Annotated in this window: 19 protein-coding genes, 1 pseudogene and 1 riboswitch; of the genes and pseudogenes, 18 read left to right on the top strand and 2 right to left on the bottom strand. The window is 35.4% G+C overall.

Annotated elements, in window-relative coordinates:
* Positions 1–8: 8 nt before the first annotated feature.
* The 12 genes from AQ616_RS06830 (at position 9) to AQ616_RS06785 (ending at position 12,549) form a co-directional block, all read left to right on the top strand.
* Positions 9–1,349, top strand: coding sequence for an acetyl-CoA carboxylase biotin carboxylase subunit (locus AQ616_RS06830; protein ID WP_069685336.1), 1,341 nt, complete (start codon positions 9–11; stop codon positions 1,347–1,349).
* 13 nt (positions 1,350–1,362) lie between these two features.
* On the top strand, positions 1,363–1,572 hold the full coding sequence (locus AQ616_RS06825; protein ID WP_017796812.1) for an acetyl-CoA carboxylase biotin carboxyl carrier protein subunit: 210 nt from the start codon (positions 1,363–1,365) through the stop codon (positions 1,570–1,572).
* Between the two features lie 19 nt (positions 1,573–1,591).
* The gene (locus AQ616_RS06820; RefSeq protein ID WP_017796813.1) at positions 1,592–2,371 is read left to right on the top strand and encodes an enoyl-CoA hydratase; all 780 of its coding nucleotides are present in this window, start codon (positions 1,592–1,594) and stop codon (positions 2,369–2,371) included.
* Positions 2,372–2,392: 21 nt separating this feature from the next.
* On the top strand, positions 2,393–3,922 hold the full coding sequence (locus tag AQ616_RS06815) for an acyl-CoA carboxylase subunit beta (protein ID WP_069685335.1): 1,530 nt from the start codon (positions 2,393–2,395) through the stop codon (positions 3,920–3,922).
* A 260-nt stretch (positions 3,923–4,182) separates the two neighbouring features.
* A complete protein-coding gene (locus tag AQ616_RS06810) occupies positions 4,183–7,818 on the top strand; it encodes a dynamin family protein (RefSeq protein WP_069685334.1) in 3,636 nt (1,211 codons plus the stop codon).
* Positions 7,819–7,824: 6 nt separating this feature from the next.
* Complete coding sequence (locus AQ616_RS06805; RefSeq protein WP_017796816.1) at positions 7,825–8,697, top strand: 5'-3' exonuclease; 873 nt, start codon at positions 7,825–7,827, stop codon at positions 8,695–8,697.
* 280 nt (positions 8,698–8,977) lie between these two features.
* A complete protein-coding gene (locus AQ616_RS06800) occupies positions 8,978–9,403 on the top strand; it encodes a PH domain-containing protein (RefSeq protein WP_017796817.1) in 426 nt (141 codons plus the stop codon).
* Between the two features lie 9 nt (positions 9,404–9,412).
* Entirely contained in the window at positions 9,413–10,336 is a 924-nt protein-coding gene (gene cysK, locus AQ616_RS06795) for a cysteine synthase A (RefSeq protein WP_069685333.1), read from the top strand.
* Between the two features lie 339 nt (positions 10,337–10,675).
* Entirely contained in the window at positions 10,676–10,867 is a 192-nt protein-coding gene (locus tag AQ616_RS19870) for a DUF2254 domain-containing protein (protein WP_240490475.1), read from the top strand.
* Entirely contained in the window at positions 10,851–11,243 is a 393-nt protein-coding gene (locus AQ616_RS20040) for a DUF2254 family protein (RefSeq protein ID WP_272030573.1), read from the top strand. The genes AQ616_RS19870 and AQ616_RS20040 overlap by 17 nt, the downstream gene beginning before the upstream one ends.
* A 4-nt stretch (positions 11,244–11,247) precedes the next feature.
* Positions 11,248–12,051 (top strand): DUF2254 family protein, encoded by an 804-nt coding sequence (locus tag AQ616_RS06790; protein WP_346421660.1) that lies wholly within the window; start codon positions 11,248–11,250, stop codon positions 12,049–12,051.
* A 72-nt stretch (positions 12,052–12,123) separates the two neighbouring features.
* Positions 12,124–12,549, top strand: coding sequence for a pyridoxamine 5'-phosphate oxidase family protein (locus tag AQ616_RS06785; RefSeq protein WP_069685332.1), 426 nt, complete (start codon positions 12,124–12,126; stop codon positions 12,547–12,549).
* Positions 12,550–12,757: 208 nt separating this feature from the next.
* Here AQ616_RS06785 and AQ616_RS06780 read toward each other — a convergent pair whose 3' ends face one another.
* The gene (locus tag AQ616_RS06780; protein WP_069685331.1) at positions 12,758–13,993 is read right to left on the bottom strand and encodes an MFS transporter; all 1,236 of its coding nucleotides are present in this window, start codon (positions 13,991–13,993) and stop codon (positions 12,758–12,760) included.
* A gap of 15 nt (positions 13,994–14,008) precedes the next feature.
* Positions 14,009–14,509, bottom strand: coding sequence for a DUF3231 family protein (locus AQ616_RS06775; protein WP_017796822.1), 501 nt, complete (start codon positions 14,507–14,509; stop codon positions 14,009–14,011).
* Between the two features lie 316 nt (positions 14,510–14,825).
* Positions 14,826–15,006: riboswitch (Lysine riboswitch) on the top strand.
* A gap of 102 nt (positions 15,007–15,108) precedes the next feature.
* On the opposite strand from AQ616_RS06775, the gene dapA reads away from it, so the two are divergent.
* From dapA to AQ616_RS06745, 6 genes and pseudogenes are all read left to right on the top strand, one after another.
* Complete coding sequence (gene dapA, locus AQ616_RS06770; RefSeq protein ID WP_069685330.1) at positions 15,109–15,996, top strand: 4-hydroxy-tetrahydrodipicolinate synthase; 888 nt, start codon at positions 15,109–15,111, stop codon at positions 15,994–15,996.
* Between the two features lie 157 nt (positions 15,997–16,153).
* Positions 16,154–17,380 (top strand): DUF819 family protein, encoded by a 1,227-nt coding sequence (locus AQ616_RS06765; protein ID WP_017796824.1) that lies wholly within the window; start codon positions 16,154–16,156, stop codon positions 17,378–17,380.
* 293 nt (positions 17,381–17,673) lie between these two features.
* Positions 17,674–19,320, top strand: a complete 1,647-nt coding sequence (locus AQ616_RS06760) for an FAD-binding dehydrogenase (RefSeq protein WP_017796825.1) — start codon at positions 17,674–17,676, stop codon at positions 19,318–19,320.
* Positions 19,321–19,509: 189 nt separating this feature from the next.
* On the top strand, positions 19,510–20,688 hold the full coding sequence (locus AQ616_RS06755) for an amino acid deaminase/aldolase (protein ID WP_069685361.1): 1,179 nt from the start codon (positions 19,510–19,512) through the stop codon (positions 20,686–20,688).
* A pseudogene (locus tag AQ616_RS06750) lies at positions 20,685–22,008 on the top strand (D-arabinono-1,4-lactone oxidase). Before AQ616_RS06755 ends, AQ616_RS06750 begins: the two are co-directional and overlap by 4 nt.
* A 15-nt stretch (positions 22,009–22,023) precedes the next feature.
* Positions 22,024–22,380: a VOC family protein gene (locus AQ616_RS06745; protein WP_017796828.1), complete on the top strand. Its 357-nt coding sequence runs from the start codon at positions 22,024–22,026 to the stop codon at positions 22,378–22,380.
* The last annotated feature ends 10 nt before the right edge of the window (positions 22,381–22,390 follow it).

Raw genomic sequence — 22,390 nt, 5'->3', positions numbered from 1 at the left:
AGGATTCTATGATTAATAGATTGTTAATTGCCAATCGAGGTGAAATTGCTCGGAGAATCATTCGGACATGTAAACAATTAAATATTGAAACAATCGCTATTTACTCGGAAGCCGATAAAGATACTTTATTTGTTAAAGAAGCAGACGAATCTTATTTAGTTGGTGGAAATCGAGTACAGGAAAGTTACTTAAATGTAGATAAAATCTTTGAAATAGCCAAAGAAGCAAACGTTGATGCTATTCATCCTGGTTATGGCTTTCTTAGTGAGAATGCAAGTTTTGCTAATCGTTGTTTTAAGGAGAATATTACTTTTATAGGGCCATCTCCTGAAATCATTGATTTAATGGGGGATAAAATAGCAGCTAGAAAGACAATGAAACAGGCTGGTGTACCGATTGTTCCGGGTACAGAAGAGGCGATTTCCTCTGTTGAAGAGGCTGTAATGTATGCAACGGACATTGGTTATCCAATTATGCTTAAAGCAGCTGCTGGAGGCGGCGGAATTGGAATGCAAATTGTTCATAATAATGATGAATTAGTTAAAGCATTTGATAGCAATTCAAAAAGAGCTGCAAACTTTTTTGGTGACGGTTCCATGTTTTTAGAGAAAAAAATAGAAGAAACAAGACATATCGAATTTCAAGTTTTGGCTGACTACCATGGGAATGTTGTTCACTTATTCGAAAGAGAATGCTCCATTCAACGAAGAAACCAAAAAGTAATCGAGGAAGCCCCTTCTCCATTTGTAACCGATATATTACGTAAAGCAATGGGAGAAGCATCTGTTCGAGCAACAAAACAAATTAACTATACGAATGCTGGAACAATTGAATTTCTAGTTGATGGGGAAGGAAACTACTATTTCTTGGAAATGAATACTCGTGTACAAGTGGAACATCCAATTACAGAGGAGACAACGGGTATTGATATTGTTGAACAACAAATTAAAATAGCCCAAGGTGAACCGTTGCAATTTAAGCAAAATGACATACTGCAAACTGGCCATGCTATTGAAGCTAGAATTTATGCAGAAGACCCGATTACGTTTTTCCCTTCACCTGGTAATATTACTCACTTCTCTTTACCAAAAGGAGAGTGTATTCGAAACGAATGTGCAGTAAAGGAAGGGGATCAAGTAACGCCATTTTACGACCCGATGATATCAAAGCTCATTGTCATGGGTGATACAAGGACAGAAGCTATTGCAAACTTAAAAGGTGCTGTGAATCAATTTAAAGTAGAAGGAATTAAAACAAATATCCCGATGATAAAAGAAATAATTGATTATCCCGCTTATGTAGAGGGGAATACGACTACAACATTTATCCAAGATTACTATCAAAAATAAGGAGGAATTATCAATGGAAGTGAAAGCAAATATGGCAGGAAATGTATGGAAGATCACAGTAGAACAAGGAAGTAAAGTAGAATCTGGGCAAGATATTGTTATTTTAGAATCAATGAAAATGGAAATTCCAATTGTCGCTGAATCAGCTGGTACATTGAAGGAATGGAAAATAAATGAAGGTGATTTTGTAAACGAAGGTGATGTCCTAGCGATCGTCGAGTAACTGTTATTAGGAGGATTCGATGGAATATTTAAATTATGAAATAGTAGAGAAGTATACCGGAATTATAACTTTACAGCGGCCTTCGGCAGCAAATGCGTTGTCCCAAAATCTATTAAATGAATTTAATCAATTACTTGATGATATCGAGCAAAATAAAATGATTCGTTGTGTTATTGTAACAGGTGCAGGAACGAAAGCTTTTTGCGCTGGTGCAGACTTAAAAGAGCGAAAAGGTATGAGTGATGATCAAGTGATTCAAGCAGTCAAACGAATTGGGGAGACGATTAATCGAATAGAGAAATTACAAATACCAGTAATTGCTGCAATAAATGGTGTTGCTCTCGGTGGAGGATTAGAACTAGCTTTAGCATGTGACATTCGAATAGCCGCGGAAAATACGAAGCTAGGCTTAACAGAAACATCTTTAGCGATTATCCCTGGGGCCGGAGGGACACAACGATTACCAAGAACAATTGGTGTCGGTCATGCTAAAAGACTTATATACTCTGCTGTTCCAATAACTACAGAGGAAGCTTTACGTCTTCATTTGATTGAGCGGTCAGTCAACGAAGATAAATTAATAGATGAAGCTCTTCAATTAGCAAAAAGAATTTCATCTAATGGACCGCTTGCTGTGCAGCTAGCGAAGAATGCTATCAACAATGGTCTAGACACAACATTAGAAAAGGGACTAGAAATGGAACATCTATCTTATCAGAAAGTAATACCTACTCAAGATAGATTAGAAGGCCTTCAAGCATTTGCAGAAAAGAGAAAACCGGATTACCAAGGCAGATAAGTTAAGAAAGGAGAGGGTAAAATGGATTATATTCAGGAATTAAAACAACGAATAGAAAAAATAGAACAAGGTGGAAAGCAAAAGTATCACGACAGTAACGCTGATAAGGGCAAATTATTTGCTCGAAAACGGATTGAACTTTTATTCGATCAAGATGTTATTGTAGAAGATGCGTTATTTGCCAATCATTCAGCAGAAGATTTACCTGCTGATGGGGTTGTTACTGCAATCGGAAAGATTAACGGACAGACGGTATGTGTAATGGCGAATGATTCGACTGTAAAAGCGGGTTCTTGGGGGAAACGAACGGTAGAAAAAATACTGCGAATTCAGGAAACCGCCGAAAAAATGGAAGTGCCGATCCTCTATTTAGTAGATTCAGCTGGTGCAAGAATTACTGACCAAGTCGAAATGTTTCCAGGTCGCAGAGGAGCGGGGCGCATTTTTTATAATCAAATAAAACTTTCTGGTAAGGTACCACAAATTTGTTTATTGTTTGGTCCTTCTGCTGCAGGTGGAGCATATATTCCAGCCTTTTGTGATATTGTCGTAATGGTAGATGGCAATGCTTCTATGTATTTGGGGTCACCGCGAATGGCGGAAAAAGTAATTGGTGAAAGAGTTACACTGGAAGAAATGGGCGGAGCTAATATGCATTGTTCTGTTTCTGGGGTTGGAGATGTGCTAGTCGAATCTGAGGAAGAGGCTATCGCTTTCGCAAGAACTTATTTAGAGTATTTCCCTGCGAATTTCCGTCAAAAACCAGTGCCTAAAGAAGCGAAAGCGCCTAAGAAACTAGATAAAACTATTGATGAAATAATACCAACAAACCAGAATGCTGCATTTGATATGTATGAATTAATTAATCGAACGATTGATGAAAATAGCTTTTGTGAAATCAAGAAAAAGTTTGCACCAGAATTAATAACTGGTCTTGCTAGATTAAATGGAAAGAGTGTTGGTATTATTGCAAATCAGCCAAGGGTAAAAGGAGGAGTTCTTTTTACTGATTCAGCGGATAAAGCGGCGAAGTTCATTCAACTTTGTGATGCATTTGAAATACCACTGCTATTTTTAACAGATGTTCCAGGATTTATGATTGGAACAGGAGTAGAAAAGCAAGGGATTATTCGGCACGGTGCAAAAATGTTATTTGCGATGAGTGAAGTTACAGTTCCAAAAATATCGGTAATCGTGCGAAAAGCTTATGGAGCCGGACTTTATGCAATGTCGGGTCCAGCATTTGAACCCGATTGTTGCCTAGCTTTTCCTAACGCACAAATTGCGGTTATGGGGCCAGAAGCTGCAGTCAATGCTGTAGAAGCGAATAAAATTGCTAATTTACCTGAAGAAGAAAGAGCTGACTATATTAAACAGAAACAAGATGAATATAAGGAAAATATTGATGTATATCGACTTGCTTCTGAAATGGTAATTGACGATATTATCAATCCAAATGAACTGCGTAAGGAATTAATTCAACGCTTCAGTATTTATGAGAATAAAAGAATGACATTCACAGAAAGAAAACATGGTGTTTATCCTGTTTAATATTGTATATATTTATCCCGAATGAAGTAAATTACATTCGGGTATTTTTGTGTTTTTTATATGAATTTTAATTCCATAACAAGATATTTTTTATGAAATACGAATGTTCGCTGTTCTACAACTATTACTTGAATTAACTTTTAAGTTTACCATATTTTTATTATGTAAACTAATGTTATGCGATTTTTGGTGGCGAATGTTCTTATAATTACGTATAATAGGGGTAAAATGCGGGCAGGGAAAAGGAAGGGAAGACAGTCATGGTCGTTCAACATCAGAATACGATTAATCAAAATCAGATTATTGCATTATATGAAAGAATGCGTGAATATAGTGATTTTATTCATGCGGATCGAATGATTGATGTATTAGAAAAATATCAAAACCAAGAGCTGATTATCGCATTAGTGGGACATTTTTCAGCAGGGAAATCATCGATGATTAATCATTTAATGGGGTTAGAATTACTTGCGAATAGTCCAATACCAACAAGTGCAAATATCGTTAAAATTACTTCCGGCCAAGGGGTTGCCAACGTCTATTTCCATAATGGCGATAAAAAAGTGTATACAGAACCATACGATTTACAAGAAATTAAGCAATATTCCACAGACAAACGACAAATTAGTAGGATTGATATTAGTACGAGCACACCTATCTTACCAGAAGGAACAGCGATATTAGATACCCCAGGAATCGATGCTGCAGATGATTCAGATCGGATGCTTACAGAATCTGCATTACATTTAGCTGATTATATGCTTTATATAACAGATTATAATCATGTCCAATCAGAAGTTAATTTACAATTCTTACAAACAATGGAAGAGAAACAGCTTCCTTATGTTGTAATTGTTAATCAAATCGACAAGCATGACGATGAAGAATTAACGTTCGACGAATTCCAACAAAAAATCAAACAAACATTTGATCAATGGAATTTACATCCTTCGAAGGTTTTCTACACATCTCTTAAAGACCCACAAGCAAACTATAATCAATGGGATGAGCTATATGCATTTGTTTACCAGATGCTTACCAATAAAAAAGACTATCTTAATACATTCACTAGCATGATGCATATTTTAGAAGATCATAAGTCTTATGTACATAGTGACACCGATAAGAAGTTAGAATTATTTGCAGCGGATACCGAAAATTGGTCAGAAAAAGAGGAGAAATGGAATGAATTGTCAGATCGCCTACAACAACTTACACAACAAGGTGAAGATTTAAAAGAGTCATTTACAAGAGAACTTCAGCAAACTTTAAAAAATGCTTATCTAATGCCTGCTGAACTTCGAGAGAAAGCAAAAACGTATTTAGAATCGCAACAAACTGGCTTTAAAGTGGGTGGTATTTTCAAATCACAGAAAAAGACGGAAGAGGCAAAACAAGAACGGGAGCAACAATTTTTAGATGGGCTGAACGAATCCATACAAACAGCTTTAAAATGGAAAATACGTGATAAATGGTATGAAGAGATAAATAAACAACAGTTACCTAGTAGTCTTCGCGAACAAATTCTTCCTTATATAGAATTACAATTAGATAAGCAGGATTTAGCTAAAGCTATCCGCAAAGGAGCAGAAGTAAACGGAGATTTTGTTTTGCTTTATACGAATGATTTGGCAGAGCAGATAAAAGGCAAATTCAGACGTCAAATGAGAGTGATGCTTAATGAAGTGTCAAAACAATTACAACAACATAATGCTCAAGAAATTTCTAACATAGAAAAGGAGCTAAACCATTTAAATCAGTTAAAAGAAACAGTTGAAAATAAAGAAGTAATTATTCAAGAGAAAAGAGAGTATCTTCATCTTTTAGAAGTGACGCTGGTTGATCCTAAGCCTTCTAAAGAAACGTTGGAAGAAATGCAGAATCAAATTCATGTGCGTAAACCCAATGGCACGTATAACGAAGAAGACACTACTGAGCAAATGGCTGATACGAAATCAGAAATACAAAAGATTGATAATTATGTGGAACAGAATAGTGCTCAGCTTTCCCAAGTTAGTATACGAACATTACAAAAGTCGATGATTGAAGCGAGTTCAATTTTGAATCTGTCAGGTTTTGAAAGTTATCAAAATAATCTAAATAAACGAGAGTATAGCTTAAAAAACCGTTCTTATACGATTGCATTATTTGGTGCTTTTAGCGCCGGAAAATCATCATTTGCGAATGCGTTGATTGGTGAAGAAGTTTTACCTGTGTCGCCTAATCCAACTACGGCAGCTGTAAATCGAATTCGTCCAGTACAAGAGCCTTATGAGCATGGTCAAGTAGTTGTATCAGTAAAAAGTGAGGCTGCGATGATTCAAGACATACAGCGGATAACAAAAGCCTATCGTCCCCCAGAAGGTACACTAGAGGAACTTATTGAATGGGTAGACAAAAAAACAATTACAAAAGATGAAAATCTTCAGCGCATGTATCGTTCTTATTTAGCAGCGATCGAAAGTGGTTATCAGCAAATGAAAGATTATCTGGGTAGTGAGATGATTATAACTTTACAGGAGTTTTCTTTTTTTGTAACAGAAGAATCAAAAGCATGCTTTATAAAAGAAATGGACCTGTACTATGATTGTGGTATTACGCAACAAGGAATAACTTTAGTGGATACTCCTGGAGCCGATTCCATAAATGCTCGCCATACAAATGTATCATTTGAATACATTAAGCACGCAGATGTAATCCTTTATGTAACGTATTATAATCATGCCTTATCGCGAGCAGACAAAGATTTTCTAATGCAATTAGGAAGAGTGAAGGATGTCTTTGAATTAGATAAGATGTTTTTCATTGTGAATGCTAGTGATTTAGCTGTAGATCAAACAGAACTTGCGATAGTGAATAACTATGTAGAAGAACAATTAATCCAATTAGGAATTCGCCATCCACGATTATATCCTGTTTCGAGCAAACGGTCATTACAAGAAAAAAGAGCGAAAGAACCGTTAAATGATGAAATGATGAAGTTGGAGGAGTCGTTTTATAGTTTTATTCATAATGATCTTACTTCTTTAACAAAACAGGCTGCTGTGAGAGATCTAGAAAGAGCGCACCATGCTTTAATAGAATACATTCGATCATTACAAATGGATGAATCTGGAAAAGAGCAACGCAAAAAAGAAATAAATGATGCTAGAAATGAAATAATTCAATATGTTTCAACATTTAATGATGATTCGTATATTACTCGATTGAAGCAGAAATTAGAAAAACAAACATTTTATGTTGCCCAACGTTTCGGTATTCGTTTTCATGATTTATTTAAAGAAATTTACAACCCGACAACTATTACGGAATCTGGTTCAGCAGGCAGAGATCAACTTTATCGTCAATTTGATGAGTTAGCCGTCTACATTAATCAAGAATTAAAACAAGAATTGCAAGCAATCTCCCTACGCATGGAGCATCTAATCCATGAATGTATGAAAGAGATTCATGAAGAAATTACTTCTTTTGCTTTCCATAGTGATAGTATTTTTGAATTATCCAGCGTAGAGTTACTGGAAATGAGTACACCCGAAAAATATCCATCGATTTTATTAGAAAAGAATGCAAGTTTGAAAAAAGTATTTTCTAACTATAAAGATACGAGAAGTTTTTTTGTTAAAAATCAAAAAGAGACGATAAAAGATCAATTGTATGCTATAATTGAACCTTATGTAAAAGCATATGTCGATGAAGGAAATACGATGTTATATAAAGACTACAAAGAGCAATGGACGTCAAAGCTTAGCCAATTGAAAAGTCAGTGGCAAGTTGAATTAGAGGAAATTGCAGATCAATATATTAATCGGTTGTTTGTTTCAGTTGATATTGAGATGATCGTAGAACGTTCTAAGCAGCTGGAAAAGCTATTGCTCGAAATAAGAGGAAAGGATTGATCTTACATGGCTACAAATAAAGTATTACTTGTAGATGGTATGGCATTATTGTTTAGAGGTTTTTTTGCAACGTCATTCCGTGGTAATTTTATGTATACATCGAAAGGAGTTCCTACTAATGGCGTGTACCAGTTTTTACGCTATCTAATGGATTCCGTTCAGAAATTTGAACCTACGCATGTTATTTGTTGTTGGGATATGGGAAGCAAAACTTTCCGAACAGAGTTATATGCTGGTTATAAAGCAAATCGTGATGAACCACCAAAAGAGTTGATTCCGCAATTTGATTTAGTGAAAGAGGTAGTAGAAGCTTTCAATATGCCGAATGTAGGATTAGAAAATTTTGAAGCAGATGATTGTATTGGTACTTTAGCACATGCGTATAGTATGGAAAATGAAGTTACCGTACTAACTGGTGATCAAGATCTTTTGCAGTTAGTCAAAGAAAATATTCGAGTTGCTATTATGCGTAAGGGTCAAGGGAATTACGAGGTGTTCGACCAAGGTAATTTTTATGAGAAAAAAGGATTATCGCCAAAGCAAATTATTGATTTAAAGGGATTAATGGGAGATTCATCGGACAATTATCCAGGAGTGAAAGGAATAGGCGAAAAAACTGCAATTAAACTACTACAAGAATATGAAACCGTTGATGACTTGTTAAACAATATCGAAAACTTACCAAAAGGTGTACAAACTAAAATAAATGCCAATCTAGAAATGCTTCATCTTTCCCGGTCATTGGCAGAGATTAAATGCGATGTTCCTATAAGTTGTTCGTTAGATACATCTAAATGGAATGTAGACCATGTGACTGCGACAAATAAATTGAATGAGCTAGAATTTAAAAATATAGATCGCTGGTTTATTACTTCTTAAAAGAATAAAGATAGAAATACTTAAAAAGACTGTGCTGTTCTCATAGCGCAGTCTTTTTTGTGATAGTCATAAGGGGGTATCTTATATACGGTACAGGGGTATGCAGGATACCCTCTTTAACTTATGATCTCCTTGTGAAATATTGTAAAGAAACTGTACAATTGATGTTCTTAATGACGATGGTTGATTTATGAGTTACAACACAATGAAAGTTTTGCTAAAAATAACAATACATGTCTATAATAAACTTATTGGATACAAGGAAAGAGGAGGAGCTACATTGTACTTTCGTTCAAAAAAAGACAAATGGTTAACGATTATATTGTGGGTTATCGTATTACTAGGGGTTATTGCTCCTCTGTTAAACCGTCAATGGTTTGCTTCTGGATTAATGATTATAATTGGACTTTTTTTACTGTGGTTTTGGTTTCGTACAGGCTATCGAATTGACAATGATAAAATACTTATTTATTATGGTCCCGTTAAGCAAACTGTAAAAATCAAAGATATAGAAATTATTTTTAAGACAAAATTTCCGTTGACTTCTCCAGCACTTTCATTTGATCGAATGCAAATTAAGAGTGGAAAGTATGATATCGTTACAATCTCACCTGAAGAGAAAGAATCATTTTTACAGCAATTAATGGATATTAATCCTGACATATCTATTGATAAACGCTTATTAGAAAGTACTGATAGAAAGTAGGGATGTCTCATGCGTGTAGTCAATGATGTAACTGAATTAATTGGTCAAACACCAATAGTAAAATTGGGTCGTCTTCAGCCAGAAAATGCAGCTGATATATATGTAAAGCTAGAAATGTTTAATCCGAGTGGTAGCGTAAAAGACCGAGCCGCATCCCATATGATACATGTAGCAGAACAAGAAGGGTTAATAAAGCAAGGTGCAACCATTATAGAACCTACAAGTGGAAATACAGGGATCGGGTTAGCGATGGCTGCATCTGCTAAAGGATATAAAGCGATTATGATTATGCCGGATAATAGTACGATGGAACGTCGTAATATATTAAAGGCTTATGGAGCAGAAGTCGTACTTACACCAAGCGAAGAAAAAATGCCAGGATCGATCCGTAAAGCTCTAGAACTTCAGGAATCCATTCCAAACAGTTTTATTCCACAACAATTTGAGAATATAGCTAACCCGGATGTTCATCGTATTAGTACAGCTTTAGAAATCTTAGAACAGATGGATAACCAATTAGATGCATTTGTATGTACTGTTGGAACTGGTGGTACAGTAACAGGCACAGGAGAAACACTAAAGGAAAAGTTACCTCATCTACATGTTGCGGTAGTGGAGCCAGAAGGATCGCCGGTTTTATCGGGGGGGAAGCCAGGACCGCATAAACTCGTTGGAACAAGTCCAGGATTTGTACCCGACATTTTAAATACGGATGTATATGATGAAATAATTCAAATTAAAGATGAACAAGCTGTTACTTTATTAAAAGACCTTGCTCATAAAGAAGGAATCTTTCTAGGCCCATCTGGAGCAGCTGCTGTATATGCGGCAATGGAAGTAGCAAAGAAAATTGGCCCAAATAAAAAACTTGTTTGTATTGCACCGGATACAGGGGAACGTTATCTATCAATGGATATATTCGATGAAGAATAATACCTTTTAATTAATAGTGGAAAAGTTCATCAGTGAATGATGAACTTTTCCACTATTTTTTTTTAGAGTTATAGTAACAGAGAATGAAGATCTGTGTTATCAGATTATTATTCCTCTGTCATAAAGCCCAAAAACAGCTTCTAAATTCAATTGGAATGTACAATAGACGTGCTAAAATCCAAAACAGCATTGAAAATTTACGAAGGTCTATAAAAGAAAGGCTAAAGGGTTAATCAAAATTACTTATTAGGCTAAGTTACTAGTGTTAGAATTGACTATTCCGGGTAAGAACTATATGAAACACACCAGTGTTAAAAACAAAATAGAGGAGAAAAAGATATGTTTGTAAAATTATTACCACCTTCAATCCGTAAGTATTTGCAAATGTCTAAACCGGAAAGGCAATATGAACTTCGTTTAACATTATGGCGGACACCATTACTTTATATACTTGCAACATTCTTATTTGTAGCAATTACCTTGTATCTTGATGTTGGGATAGGGTTAGCAATACGTGCCTGTTTTTTTTAAGGCGGAATTTGAAACCACTCGTTTACTTATTAGTTCGCTAATTGGCGGAATTTTAACATTAAGTGCTTTTACATTGAACTCTTTACTTGTTGTTCTTACTACATTTAGTGGACAGTTCTCACCAAGATTATTACAAAATTTTGTGAAAGACAAGCATACGCAACATATCCTTGGAGTGTTTAACGGTAGTTTTGTCTATGTTTTAATTATGTTTTTATTTATTAGCAGCAAACCGGTAGATTATTTTACTGCCGTACCTTTCGTGACAGTTTTGATTGCTTTCTTCACAGCCATAGTCTTTATATATTTCATCAATCATGCAACAACGTGGATGCAGGTCCATAATATCACCGATATGATGAAAGACTGTTTCTAAAGGAATAATAGACGGTGCCTTTTCACAAGAATTAGAGGAATTACGAAGAGATCAACCGGGAGACTTATTAGATAAAGATTATCCCAAAAGTAAAACGGTAAAGTCATCAAACTCTGGTTATATTCAATTAATTCTTTTTAAGGATCTGATTAAAGAGGCAGAAAAAGATAATATTGTAATTAAAATGGAAGTACGTGTAGGCAGTTTTATTTTAAATGGAAATCAACTATTTACGTATTGGGGACCAGGTGCTAATAACGTCGATGAATCGAAATATGTTCAATTAATCCGAATTGGTCGTAAGGAAACAGAGATTCAGGATTTGAAATTCGGTTTAAATAAACTAGGAGAAATCGCAATTAAAGCTATGGGTAATGATGACCCTAAAACTGCGTCAAATACCATTTTCCAAGTGACAGATTTATTATTGACTTTAGAAGAAAAAATGACGTTTTCGCCATATTTAGTTGATGAGAATAACCAAGTTCGTTTGATTTTAGAGGTAGATAATTTTGAATATCATTTATATCAAGGCTTAGGTGTTATTAGGCATTATGCTCAGAAGAATTATCCAATTATCACTGATATAATTGCTGCGCTTACAAGGTTGGCAGGGGCCATTGATAAAAAACACCATAATGTCATTTGGGGATTTGCTAGTAATACGATTGATCATATTTATACCGAGTTTATTTTTGAAATTGATCGCCAATTATTATTAAGAAACTTATACAAGCTAGCTAAAATAACAGGCAACATCGAAAACTATCACTATATTGAACAGCATTTTAAAGTACATGCACAATAAAGACTATGTGTTTAAGATTTTATGATAAAGGAATATTAATTATATATACGAGGTTGCAAAGGAGATATGATAATGAGTCAAGAAAATTTAAAACTACAAATCAAGCAAATATTAGATAGTAGTTCTGTAGGAACGATGGCAACGGTAAAGAAGCAAATGCCTCATTCAAGGTATATGACTTTTTCGCATGAAAATTTAACGCTTTATACCCCAACAAATAAGGAGACCGATAAAGCAGAAGACATTGAAATCAATCCATATACCCATATTATTTTGGGTTATGAGGGCGAAGGGGTTGGTGACAAATATGTAGAATATGAAGGAAAGGTTTCGTTTAATGAGTCGCAAGAATTAAAAAATCAACTTTGGAATGATCGAATGAAGATTTATTTTGACGGTCCAAATGACCCAAATCTTACTATTTTAGAAATAAAACCATTGCATATTGGCTTAATGAATAAAAAGGGAGAAAGTCCACAAGAGTTGAATTTTAATTAACCAAAAGAGGATGAGACAAAAGTATTTAATCAATAGAGAAATTCGAATGAATGGGTATTGAAAATACGCTTCAGAAATATACTGCGCTTATTTTAGCTATCATTCGTCTTTTGACCAAATATTTTCGTTATGTCTCATCCTCTTTTGGTGTGTCAATATAGTCAGATTAAGTCATTTTATTTCATAATTTTTACTACTTAAATAGTAGTTAGTAATAATTATACGTAATCTTCGTTCGCTTATCTCTTCCATCCATGCCGTTTACATGGAGCAGTAGTAAGACTAACATTGCTACAAGAAAAGTAAAGCAAGCTACTGATAAGAATAATCCAGTTCTAGACCAATCCATTAACCAGCCAAATAATAAAGGTCCAAGAGCAACACCGATATATCTTACTGAGCCATATAGTGAAGTAATAAAACCTCTTTTTTCTTTTCCAACAGCACCGGCAATCATTGTATTTACACAAGGTAAAACTAAACCCGCTCCGATACTGCTAAAACATAATGCGAATATAAACCATATTAATGGTTCGATCCAAACTAAAGACAAATAGGATGCTGTCATTAATATAAACCCAACTACAGCTAAGCGCTTCATTTTTACAAAATTCTTTCCAATTATACTCCCTGTACGATAGGAAGTGGTAACCAAGACGAGTAGTGGAATAGCAAGAATAAGTCCCTTCCATACTCCAGTAATATGATCCTCTGTTTCTAGTTTATCGGATAAGTAAAAAAGAATACCGAAGATAGTAAGTAAACACGTTCCGCCCGCAAGATATACAGTAAATAACCATCGTCCTTCCTGTTTAAATACCAAAAACAGACCTTTAACGTATTGATTAAAAGGAGGTGGAGTTTGTCTATTTCTTCTTTCCTTAATTAAAAAGAAAACCAGTATCGCACAGAGAAAACTAATCACAGGAAATGTAAAAAATACAAAATACCATGTAATAAGCGCAAAAGCAGCACCAATAATAGGAGATAGTACCTTTCCAAGTTCATTAGATGCTTCATAAATCCCTAACATTTTGCTTTGCTCACTACCTTTAAAAAGATCTCCGATTAATGCCATGGCAATCGGAAACGTCCCTGCAGCTCCAATACCTTGAATAATTCTACCGATTAATAACCATATAAAAGCATTTGAAAAAAACGCAGCACCTATTCCGGCTAACAATCCACCAGCACCAAAAATAACTAAGGAAGGTACGATAATCGCCTTTCTAGAAAAGCGATCTGATAGGTAGCCTGCTGCAGGAATACAAATAGCCGCTGCTATAGAAAAAAGAGTGATGGTTAAGCTAACTTGAATATTGTTTAAGTTTAAGGCTTCTTTCATTTCAGGTAGTATTGGAATTAATGTTGAATTACCGAGAGTGGTAATAAAAGGTATAGAACCCAGTGATAGGATCGCAGCACCTGTATGATTCTTTCCCATGCTATTTGTTCCCCTTTATTTTATATTAATTGGTGGTATAACCAGCCATCCTTTTTGTTTCATTACATGGAGTATTTTTTGTTCATATTCCATACGTTGATTAATACATTCTGTAAATAAATCACGTATATCTTCTCTAAGAGCAACAGAGATAACTGTATTCGCAAGTATTCTTCCTGCCATCAATTCATTTTGTACAAGGATAGCCAGTTCATTATCATTAAATTTTGCTCCGGCTGGGATATCATGTTGATCTACATTTGGTCGATCGGGAGGTGAAGGAGGTAATCGAATACCAGCTTCTTTCAAAATGCCTTCGATTTGTTCGCTTTCTTGGGTAAAACAACTTTCTAATAAATCTTCAACTAATACTCGAAAGTCATGATCGACACTATGATTTATAAAAATTTGCAGTGATACTAAGGATGTTTTGACTTGATATAAATAACTCCATAAATGATATACTTCACCTGAGTGGAATGGCTCATCTTTTTCTTTAAAACGATGCATAACCATACTAATTCTCCTTTACGACATATTACGATATAGGTTTTCCTGTTTATGCAAAGTTATGCTTGAATAAATGAAAGGATTTCGCACGACTAATAAATCTACGCATAAGTTATACTAAAAAGTAAATCAATCTGTATTTTTTATAAAGTGTTTTTTTTCGATATTTATAACAGTAACTAGTAAAGTTACGTATCTGTGCGATTATCTCCATATATAATTAGAAATAGTTGTTCGATGAGATTGTATATTGTGAAAAAATGTTTGTCTTTCGTGATGGTTCCTGCTATAATACACGTACCAAGTGAATCATAATTCATAGGTTTTGGATAGAGGTGCGGAAACCATCAGTATATACGTGGAAGGGAATGAGCCCTGGTGAAGCGTATAGAAAGGGGAATCTGCCGAAGCGAGTGAAATACTCATTCATTAACTCGTTGGTGCTGCTATTGAACAAATACAGTGCTGTCATATAGGAGACTATATGGAGGGCTATCGAGCTGGGAACTAATTTGTTCAGCAGCAACGGGCTTCCGTTGGTGCTTTTTAATTTGGCCCAACCCTCTTAAGCAAGTTTGTTCAAATTATAAAAAGGGTGTGTTTACATGAATTTTGGAAAAGTATTAACAGCGATGGTGACGCCTTTCGATAAACATGAAGAAATCGATTTTCAAGCATTGGACTATTTAATTGACCATCTAATTAATAATGGTTCAGATGGTTTAGTAGTAGCTGGAACCACAGGAGAATCTCCAACGTTAACACATGGAGAGAGAATGAAATTATTCGAATATGTCGTAAAAAAAGTAAATGGAGCGGTACCAGTAATTGCAGGAACGGGCTCTAATTATACGAAAGCATCCATTGAACTGACAAAGGAAGTATCAAAAACTGGGGTAGATGGAGTAATGCTGGTTGCACCATACTATAATAAGCCTTCACAAGACAGTATGTACGAACACTTCAAAGTGATTGCTGAAAGCACCGAGTTACCAGTTATGTTGTATAACGTGCCAGGGCGAACGGGTGTGGACATGGATGTTTCCACTGTTGTACGTTTATCCCAAATCGATAATATTGTATCTATTAAAGATGCAAGCGGGAATTTAGAAAAAATGACAAATATTATTCGCCTTACTGACGAAAATTTCTCTGTATATAGTGGGGAAGACAGTCTAACTTTACCAGCTTTAGCTATTGGTGCTGCTGGAATTGTATCTGTATCATCTCATATTATAGGAAATGATATGCAAGAAATGATTCATCGTTTTGAACAAGGGCAAGTTGCAGAAGCAGCGAATATTCATCAACGTGTATTACCAGTCATGCAGGAAATGTTTGCAAATCCAAGTCCTGTTCCAGTTAAAACAGCATTAAATATACAATCTGTTCCTGTTGGAAAAGTTCGTTTGCCATTAATAGAGTTAAACGATGAACAGTTACAAAATTTACAGTCCGTATTATCGGATTTCGAACATTCTAAAATGATATAAGGTAAATGCTGAAAAGCTCATAAACATTTTATTTCGTGTTTGTGGGCTTTTTTACATTGGTTGATGATTAAACCTTTAAATAGGTAATCTATATCTAAACGAAAATTTACTTTCGTGATATTATAAATAAATATTATTCATATTAGGGGGGTTCACCTTGGAAAATACATTAATTCAAGCAGATGATACGATAACACTTTGGGGAATTATCATTGTCTTAGCCTCATTAAGTATTTTTTTAGAACAGCGTTTTAATTGGGCTTCTAAAGTTACTGGAGCAATTATTGCTCTTGTGAGTGCACTAATTCTATCTAATTTGGGAATTATCCCAACAGCCTCAAGCGTGTATGATGCTGTATGGAGTGTAATTGTGCCACTAGCAATCCCTTTGCTTTTATTTCATGTGAATTTCAAGAAAATTTGGAAGGAAAGCGGAAGGTTATTAACCATATTTTTACTTAGTTCGATCGGTACAGTTACAGGGGCAATAACTGCTTTCTTTATTTTTAAAGATCACATTCCAATGCTTGATAAATTAGGAGCGATGTTTAGTGGTTCTTACATAGGTGGAGGAGTTAACTTTGCAGCAATGGCAGCTAAATTTGAAACTCCGGGTGAATTGGTATCAGCTGCAGTAGTGGCGGATAATCTAATGATGGCGATATTGTTCTTACTATTAATGATGATACCGGCGATGAATTTCTTTCGAAAGAGATTCTCTACACCGCATGTATTAGAAGTAGAGAAGCAAAGTTCAGAAAATAAAGGAAAAACACAAGCAGAGAGTTTTTGGGAAAGAAAAGAAATCTCGCTAAAAGATATTGCAATGTCTGTTGGAACAGCATTTTTATTAGTTATTGTTTCTTTAAAAGTAGCTGAATTTTTTGCAGGAATTATTCCAAGTGGCGAACAAGCATCATTTTTCTTTCAATTATTACATGGTCTATTCGGAGATCACTATCTCGTGTTGACGACACTAACATTTATCGTTTTAGCGTTGTTCCCGAGTTATTTTGAAAAGCTAAATGGCAGTCAAGAAATCGGAACCTTTTTAATTCATATTTTCTTTGTAGTAATTGGTATTCCTGCATCTATTTCTCTAATCTTTGAAACGGCACCTTTATTATTAGTTTTTGCATTTATTATTGTTATTATCAATTTGATTATTTCTTTATTATTCGGGAAATTATTCAAGTTTGATTTAGAAGAGATTCTACTTGCTAGTAACGCAAATATTGGAGGACCAACAACCGCTGCGGCATTTGCAATTGCAAAAGGCTGGAGACAACTTATTGGCCCTATATTAATCGTCGGAACTTTGGGTTATATCATCGGTAACTATTTAGGCACTTTTTTAGGAACATGGTTTGGAACTATCATGTAAATTGAGAAGTTAAGAATTATTCATAAGAAAAAACGAATGGATTAGTATGCACACCTCGCTACAGAGAAATATACTCCGTTTATCTAGCGGCGGCTGGTGAGTCTCCGGAAGCTTATGTAACGGAAGGCTCACCCATTCTTTTCTTCCACTCTTCCACTTTCATCCATGTATCGCATCAGCTAGATATACCACAGAGAATGAAAATGTGAAAACGCATAGAAACTAGTTAATTAGTCTTTTTTCTTGGATAATAAGATATACTAATTCTATAAATGATTGCTAGGGGGAGTGTAATGAAAGCGGACGTAATTGTTATTGGAGCGGGGATTGCAGGTCTAGTTGCAACAGTAGAAATAGCACAATCTGGAAAGAACGTGATTCTGATTGATCAGGAACCTGAATCATCACTTGGAGGACAAGCTTGGTGGTCATTTGGTGGCTTATTTTTAGTAGATTCCAAAGAACAACGAAGATTAGGAATAAAAGATTCCTATGAACTCGCTTGGAATGATTGGAAATCTACCTCAAGCTTTGATCGTAAAGAGGATAAGTGGGGGAGAAAATGGGCAGAAGCGTATGTCCAATTTGCCGCTTCGGAAAAAAGAGAGTGGTTACGTAGTTATGGAATACGTTTCTTTCCTGTTGTTGGTTGGGCAGAAAGAGGTGGTAGTCTAGCTTCTGGACATGGAAATTCAGTACCTAGATTTCATATTGTATGGGGAACAGGCCCAGGTATTGTAACTCCATTTGTAGAGCGCATGCAATCCTATGTAAAACAAGGATTAGTCACTTATTTACCACGTTATCGCGCGGAACATCTATTGGTTAAAAATGAAACCGTTTACGGTGTGGAGGGGTCCATATTGAAGGCCTCGTCAGCACAACGAGGAGAGGCAAGTAACAGAATTATAGTAGATAGCTTTTCATTGAAGGCAGAATATGTAGTGATTACATCTGGAGGAATTGGAGCAAACCACGAATTAATACGAAAAAATTGGCCGGAGCGGCTTGGAAAACCACCAAAAAATATGTTGAGCGGTGTTCCTGAGCATGTAGATGGAAAAATGTTAGAAATAGCTGAACATGCGGGAGCACGAATTGTTCACCGTGATCGTATGTGGCATTATACAGAAGGAATTAAAAATTGGAATTCGGTCTGGAAAAATCATGGGATTCGTATTTTACCAGGGCCATCGTCGATTTGGTTAGATGCAGAAGGAAATCGATTTAATGCACCAAACTATCCAGGGTTTGATACATTAAGCACATTAGAAGCGATACAAAAGACAGGGTATGATTATTCATGGTTTATATTAACGCAAAAGATTATTGAGAAAGAATTTGCCTTGTCTGGTTCAGAGCAAAATCCAGACTTAACCAATAAGCGAATAAGTGAAGTTTTAAAAAGAGCGCAATCTGGTGCTCCGGGACCAGTTCAAAAATTTCTGGATCATGGTGAAGATTTTGTAACAGCGTTAAATTTAGAAGACCTCGTTCAAAAAATGAATCAATTGACGGAAACGCCGTTATTAAAAGTAGAACATGTAATATCTCAAATCGAAGCAAGAGACCTTCAATTAGCAAATAAATTCACCAAAGATTTACAGTTAGCTGCCATGTATAATTCTCGTAAGTTTCTTGGAGATAAATTAATTCGTACTGCAAAACCGCATCCGATATTAAAAGCTGAAAATGGTCCATTAATCGGTGTAAAACTGCATATACTTAGTCGGAAAACCCTTGGAGGATTACAGACGGATTTATCGGGAAGAGTATTTAATCAGCAAAACAATTTCATCAAAGGGTTATATGCTGCAGGTGAAGTTGCAGGTTTCGGTGGTGGAGGAATGCATGGTTATAGAGCATTAGAAGGAACGTTTGTCGGCGGCTGTTTATTTAGCGGTCGAACCGTAGGAAGGTCAATTGCAAGAGGTGAATGAAGAAAGGCCATTTACTTCTATTTAAATAATGTGTAATATCAGAATATATCGTCTTTATTGTATTAAGTTATCGATCGTAAAAACGCTTAACTTTCGAATGGAGAAACGGATGCTAATAATCTGATTAGAAATGCTAGCCATCAGTAGAGTATATTGATAGAAGCTTTTTTAAAAGTGGAAGGTGAAAAGATGGATTGGAAAGCAATCATAAAAAATGTACCATTAGATGCTAAGCCTCAACTATTGTTAGATCAAAATGCACTAGAATCAAATATAGTTAACATCGAAAAACAAGCGAACGGTAAAAATATTCGTTTAGCTACCAAGTCAATTCGTTCGATCCCTGTTTTACACAAAATTTTATCATCAAGTTCAACATTTAAAGGGTTAATGTGCTTTACCGCTTCAGAAGCTTTGTTTTTAGTTAAACACGGATTTGATGATGTTTTAATTGGATATCCAACATTCGACAAGAAATCTCTCCAAGAAATCGCAACGCTTAATCTTCAAGGAAATACAATCACATGTATGGTAGATAGTAAAGAGCATATTGAATTATTAACAAAAGTTCAAAAAGAAAATGGCGGACAATTTTACACGTGCATTGAAATGGATATGAGTAATAATTGGGCAGGATTCCATTTTGGCGTACGTCGATCTCCATTAAAGTCACCAAAAGAAGTAGTCCAACTGGCAAAATTTATTGATTCTCAAGAAGGTGTATTTCTTAAAGGGTTAATGGGGTATGAGGCACAAATTGCTGGTGTTACAGATAGTAATTCAGAAGAAAAGATGAGGAGTAATATTATTAAGCGGTTAAAGAAAAAATCAATTCCTACTATTGCTAAACGTAGAGAACAAGTGCATCAATTATTTCAAAAAAATAATATGCAAATTGAATTTTTTAATGGAGGTGGAACAGGAAGCTTACAAACAACTTCACAGGAAAAAGCTGTCACCGAAGTAACAGTAGGTTCAGGTTTTTTTGCACCATTATTATTCGATCAATATCGAGATTTCCAATATGAACCTGCTTTATTCTTCTCGCTTCCGATTGTTAGGCAACCGAAGAAGCACATTTATACATGTTTAGGTGGTGGCTATATAGGATCTGGTAGCATTGGAGAAGAGAAACAACCGCAACCAGTGTATCCATCTGATTCTACATTGATTTCTTTGGAAGGAGTAGGAGAAGTACAAACACCTATTCAAACAAAAGTTAACTTATCAATAGGAGATTCAGTTATTTTTCGGGCTGCAAAAGCAGGAGAAATTTGTGAACGATTCTCTGAAATATTAGTAATTGATAATGGCAAGTGGAGGCAGACATACCCAACTTATCGTGGGGAAGGGGAATGCTTTCTATGAAACAATTACAAAATTACAAGTGGCGTAATTGGTCTTCTACCTCCAACTGTTCACCAGAACGGATGTATTATCCTAGCTCCATTCATGATGTAGTTGCAATTGTAGAAGCGGCAACAAAAAATCATAAGAAAATACGAGTAGTTGGTGCAGGTCATTCTTTTACAAACTTAGTAATGACTGAAGAGTGGCTTGTATCTCTAGACAATTTAACAGGTGTTAAGGAAGTCGATGATAATAATCATACAGTCACAGTCTATGGAGGTACTCGGCTTTATGATTTAAGTAAAGCTTTGGAAAAACTGGGTTACGCACAGGAGAATTTAGGAGATATTAATCTACAAAGTATCGCAGGAGCAATTTCAACTGGAACCCATGGTACTGGGATTCAGTTCGGTAGCATCCCTACACAGGTGAAGGAATTAACCTTTGTTACGGCTGGTGGTAATCTTCTAACACTTAATGAGGAGAATAACGTAGAACTCTTCAAAGCTAGTCTAGTTTCATTAGGGATGTTTGGAATAATTATTGAAGTTAAACTCCAGGTGGTTCCTAGTCCTGTATATCGGTATATCAGTGATCATGTTTATTATCCGAACCTTTTAAATAACTTAGATAAGTATATACTAGATAATCAACATTTTGAATTTTTTATGTTTCCTTATGCCGAACAAGTTCAAACGAAAACAATGAATCCTACAAACACATCTCCGAAGAGCATAAAACTACATCAGTGGAATAACCTCATCTTGGAAAATTATATGTTTCAAGCAGTATCCCATCTTTGTTTATTAACCCCCCAGCTTAAGTAGGTCGATAAGTCGTTTATCTGCAAAACTTGTTAATAAAGCTACTATCAATGCGAAGAGTTATCAATTATTTGCAACTCCTCGTAAAGTTCGGTTTATTGAAATGGAATATGGAATACCGTTAGAGCACTTTAAAGAAGCTATTCAAGAAATACGAGAGACGATCGTGAAAAATCAGTATACGGTTCATTTTCCAATTGAATGTCGTACGGTAAAGCATGATGATATATGGCTAAGTCCGTCGTACAAGAGAGACTCTGCCTATATTGCATTCCATGTCTATAAAGGGATGGAATACCGTACGTACTTTCGTGACATGGAAACAATTATGAAAAAATATAACGGCCGACCACATTGGGGTAAAATACACCAACAAAAAACGAAAGACTTTCGTAAAATGTATCCAAAATGGGATAGATTTATCCAATTAAGAGAACTAGTTGATCCGGAGAAGATTTTCATCAATCGTTACTTAGATGAACTTTTTTATAACGATGAACGAGTAAAAGTATAAGTAAGGAGATGAACAATGGCAAAAGTGATAGGATTTGAGATTAGTAGTCAAGATCCAAAAAAAGCAATTGAGTTTTATAAGATGGTCTTTGGTTGGGAGGTAGAAGATTCTAATTGGAATTATTGGTCAATTATTCCTGATACTATTGGTGAAACGGGTGCATTTGTAGGTGGAATCAGTAAAGGGCCAGGTGATTTTCCACATGGAACCCGTATACAAATAGAGGTAGATTCTATAGATGAAACGTTAAGTCTAGCTTTACAACATCAAGCTCTAATTGTGCGAGAAAAAATGGAGTTTGAAAACTATTATTTAGCATATATTGTAGACCCGACTGGAATTGGAATCGGTCTAATTGAATTTAAACAATAATGGATTGTCT

Source organism: Oceanobacillus sp. E9 (assembly GCF_001741975.1).
GTDB lineage: Bacteria > Bacillota > Bacilli > Bacillales > Amphibacillaceae > Oceanobacillus > Oceanobacillus kimchii.
Note: the sequence above shows the minus strand (reverse complement) of the source record. Positions and strands in the feature narration are given on the sequence as shown.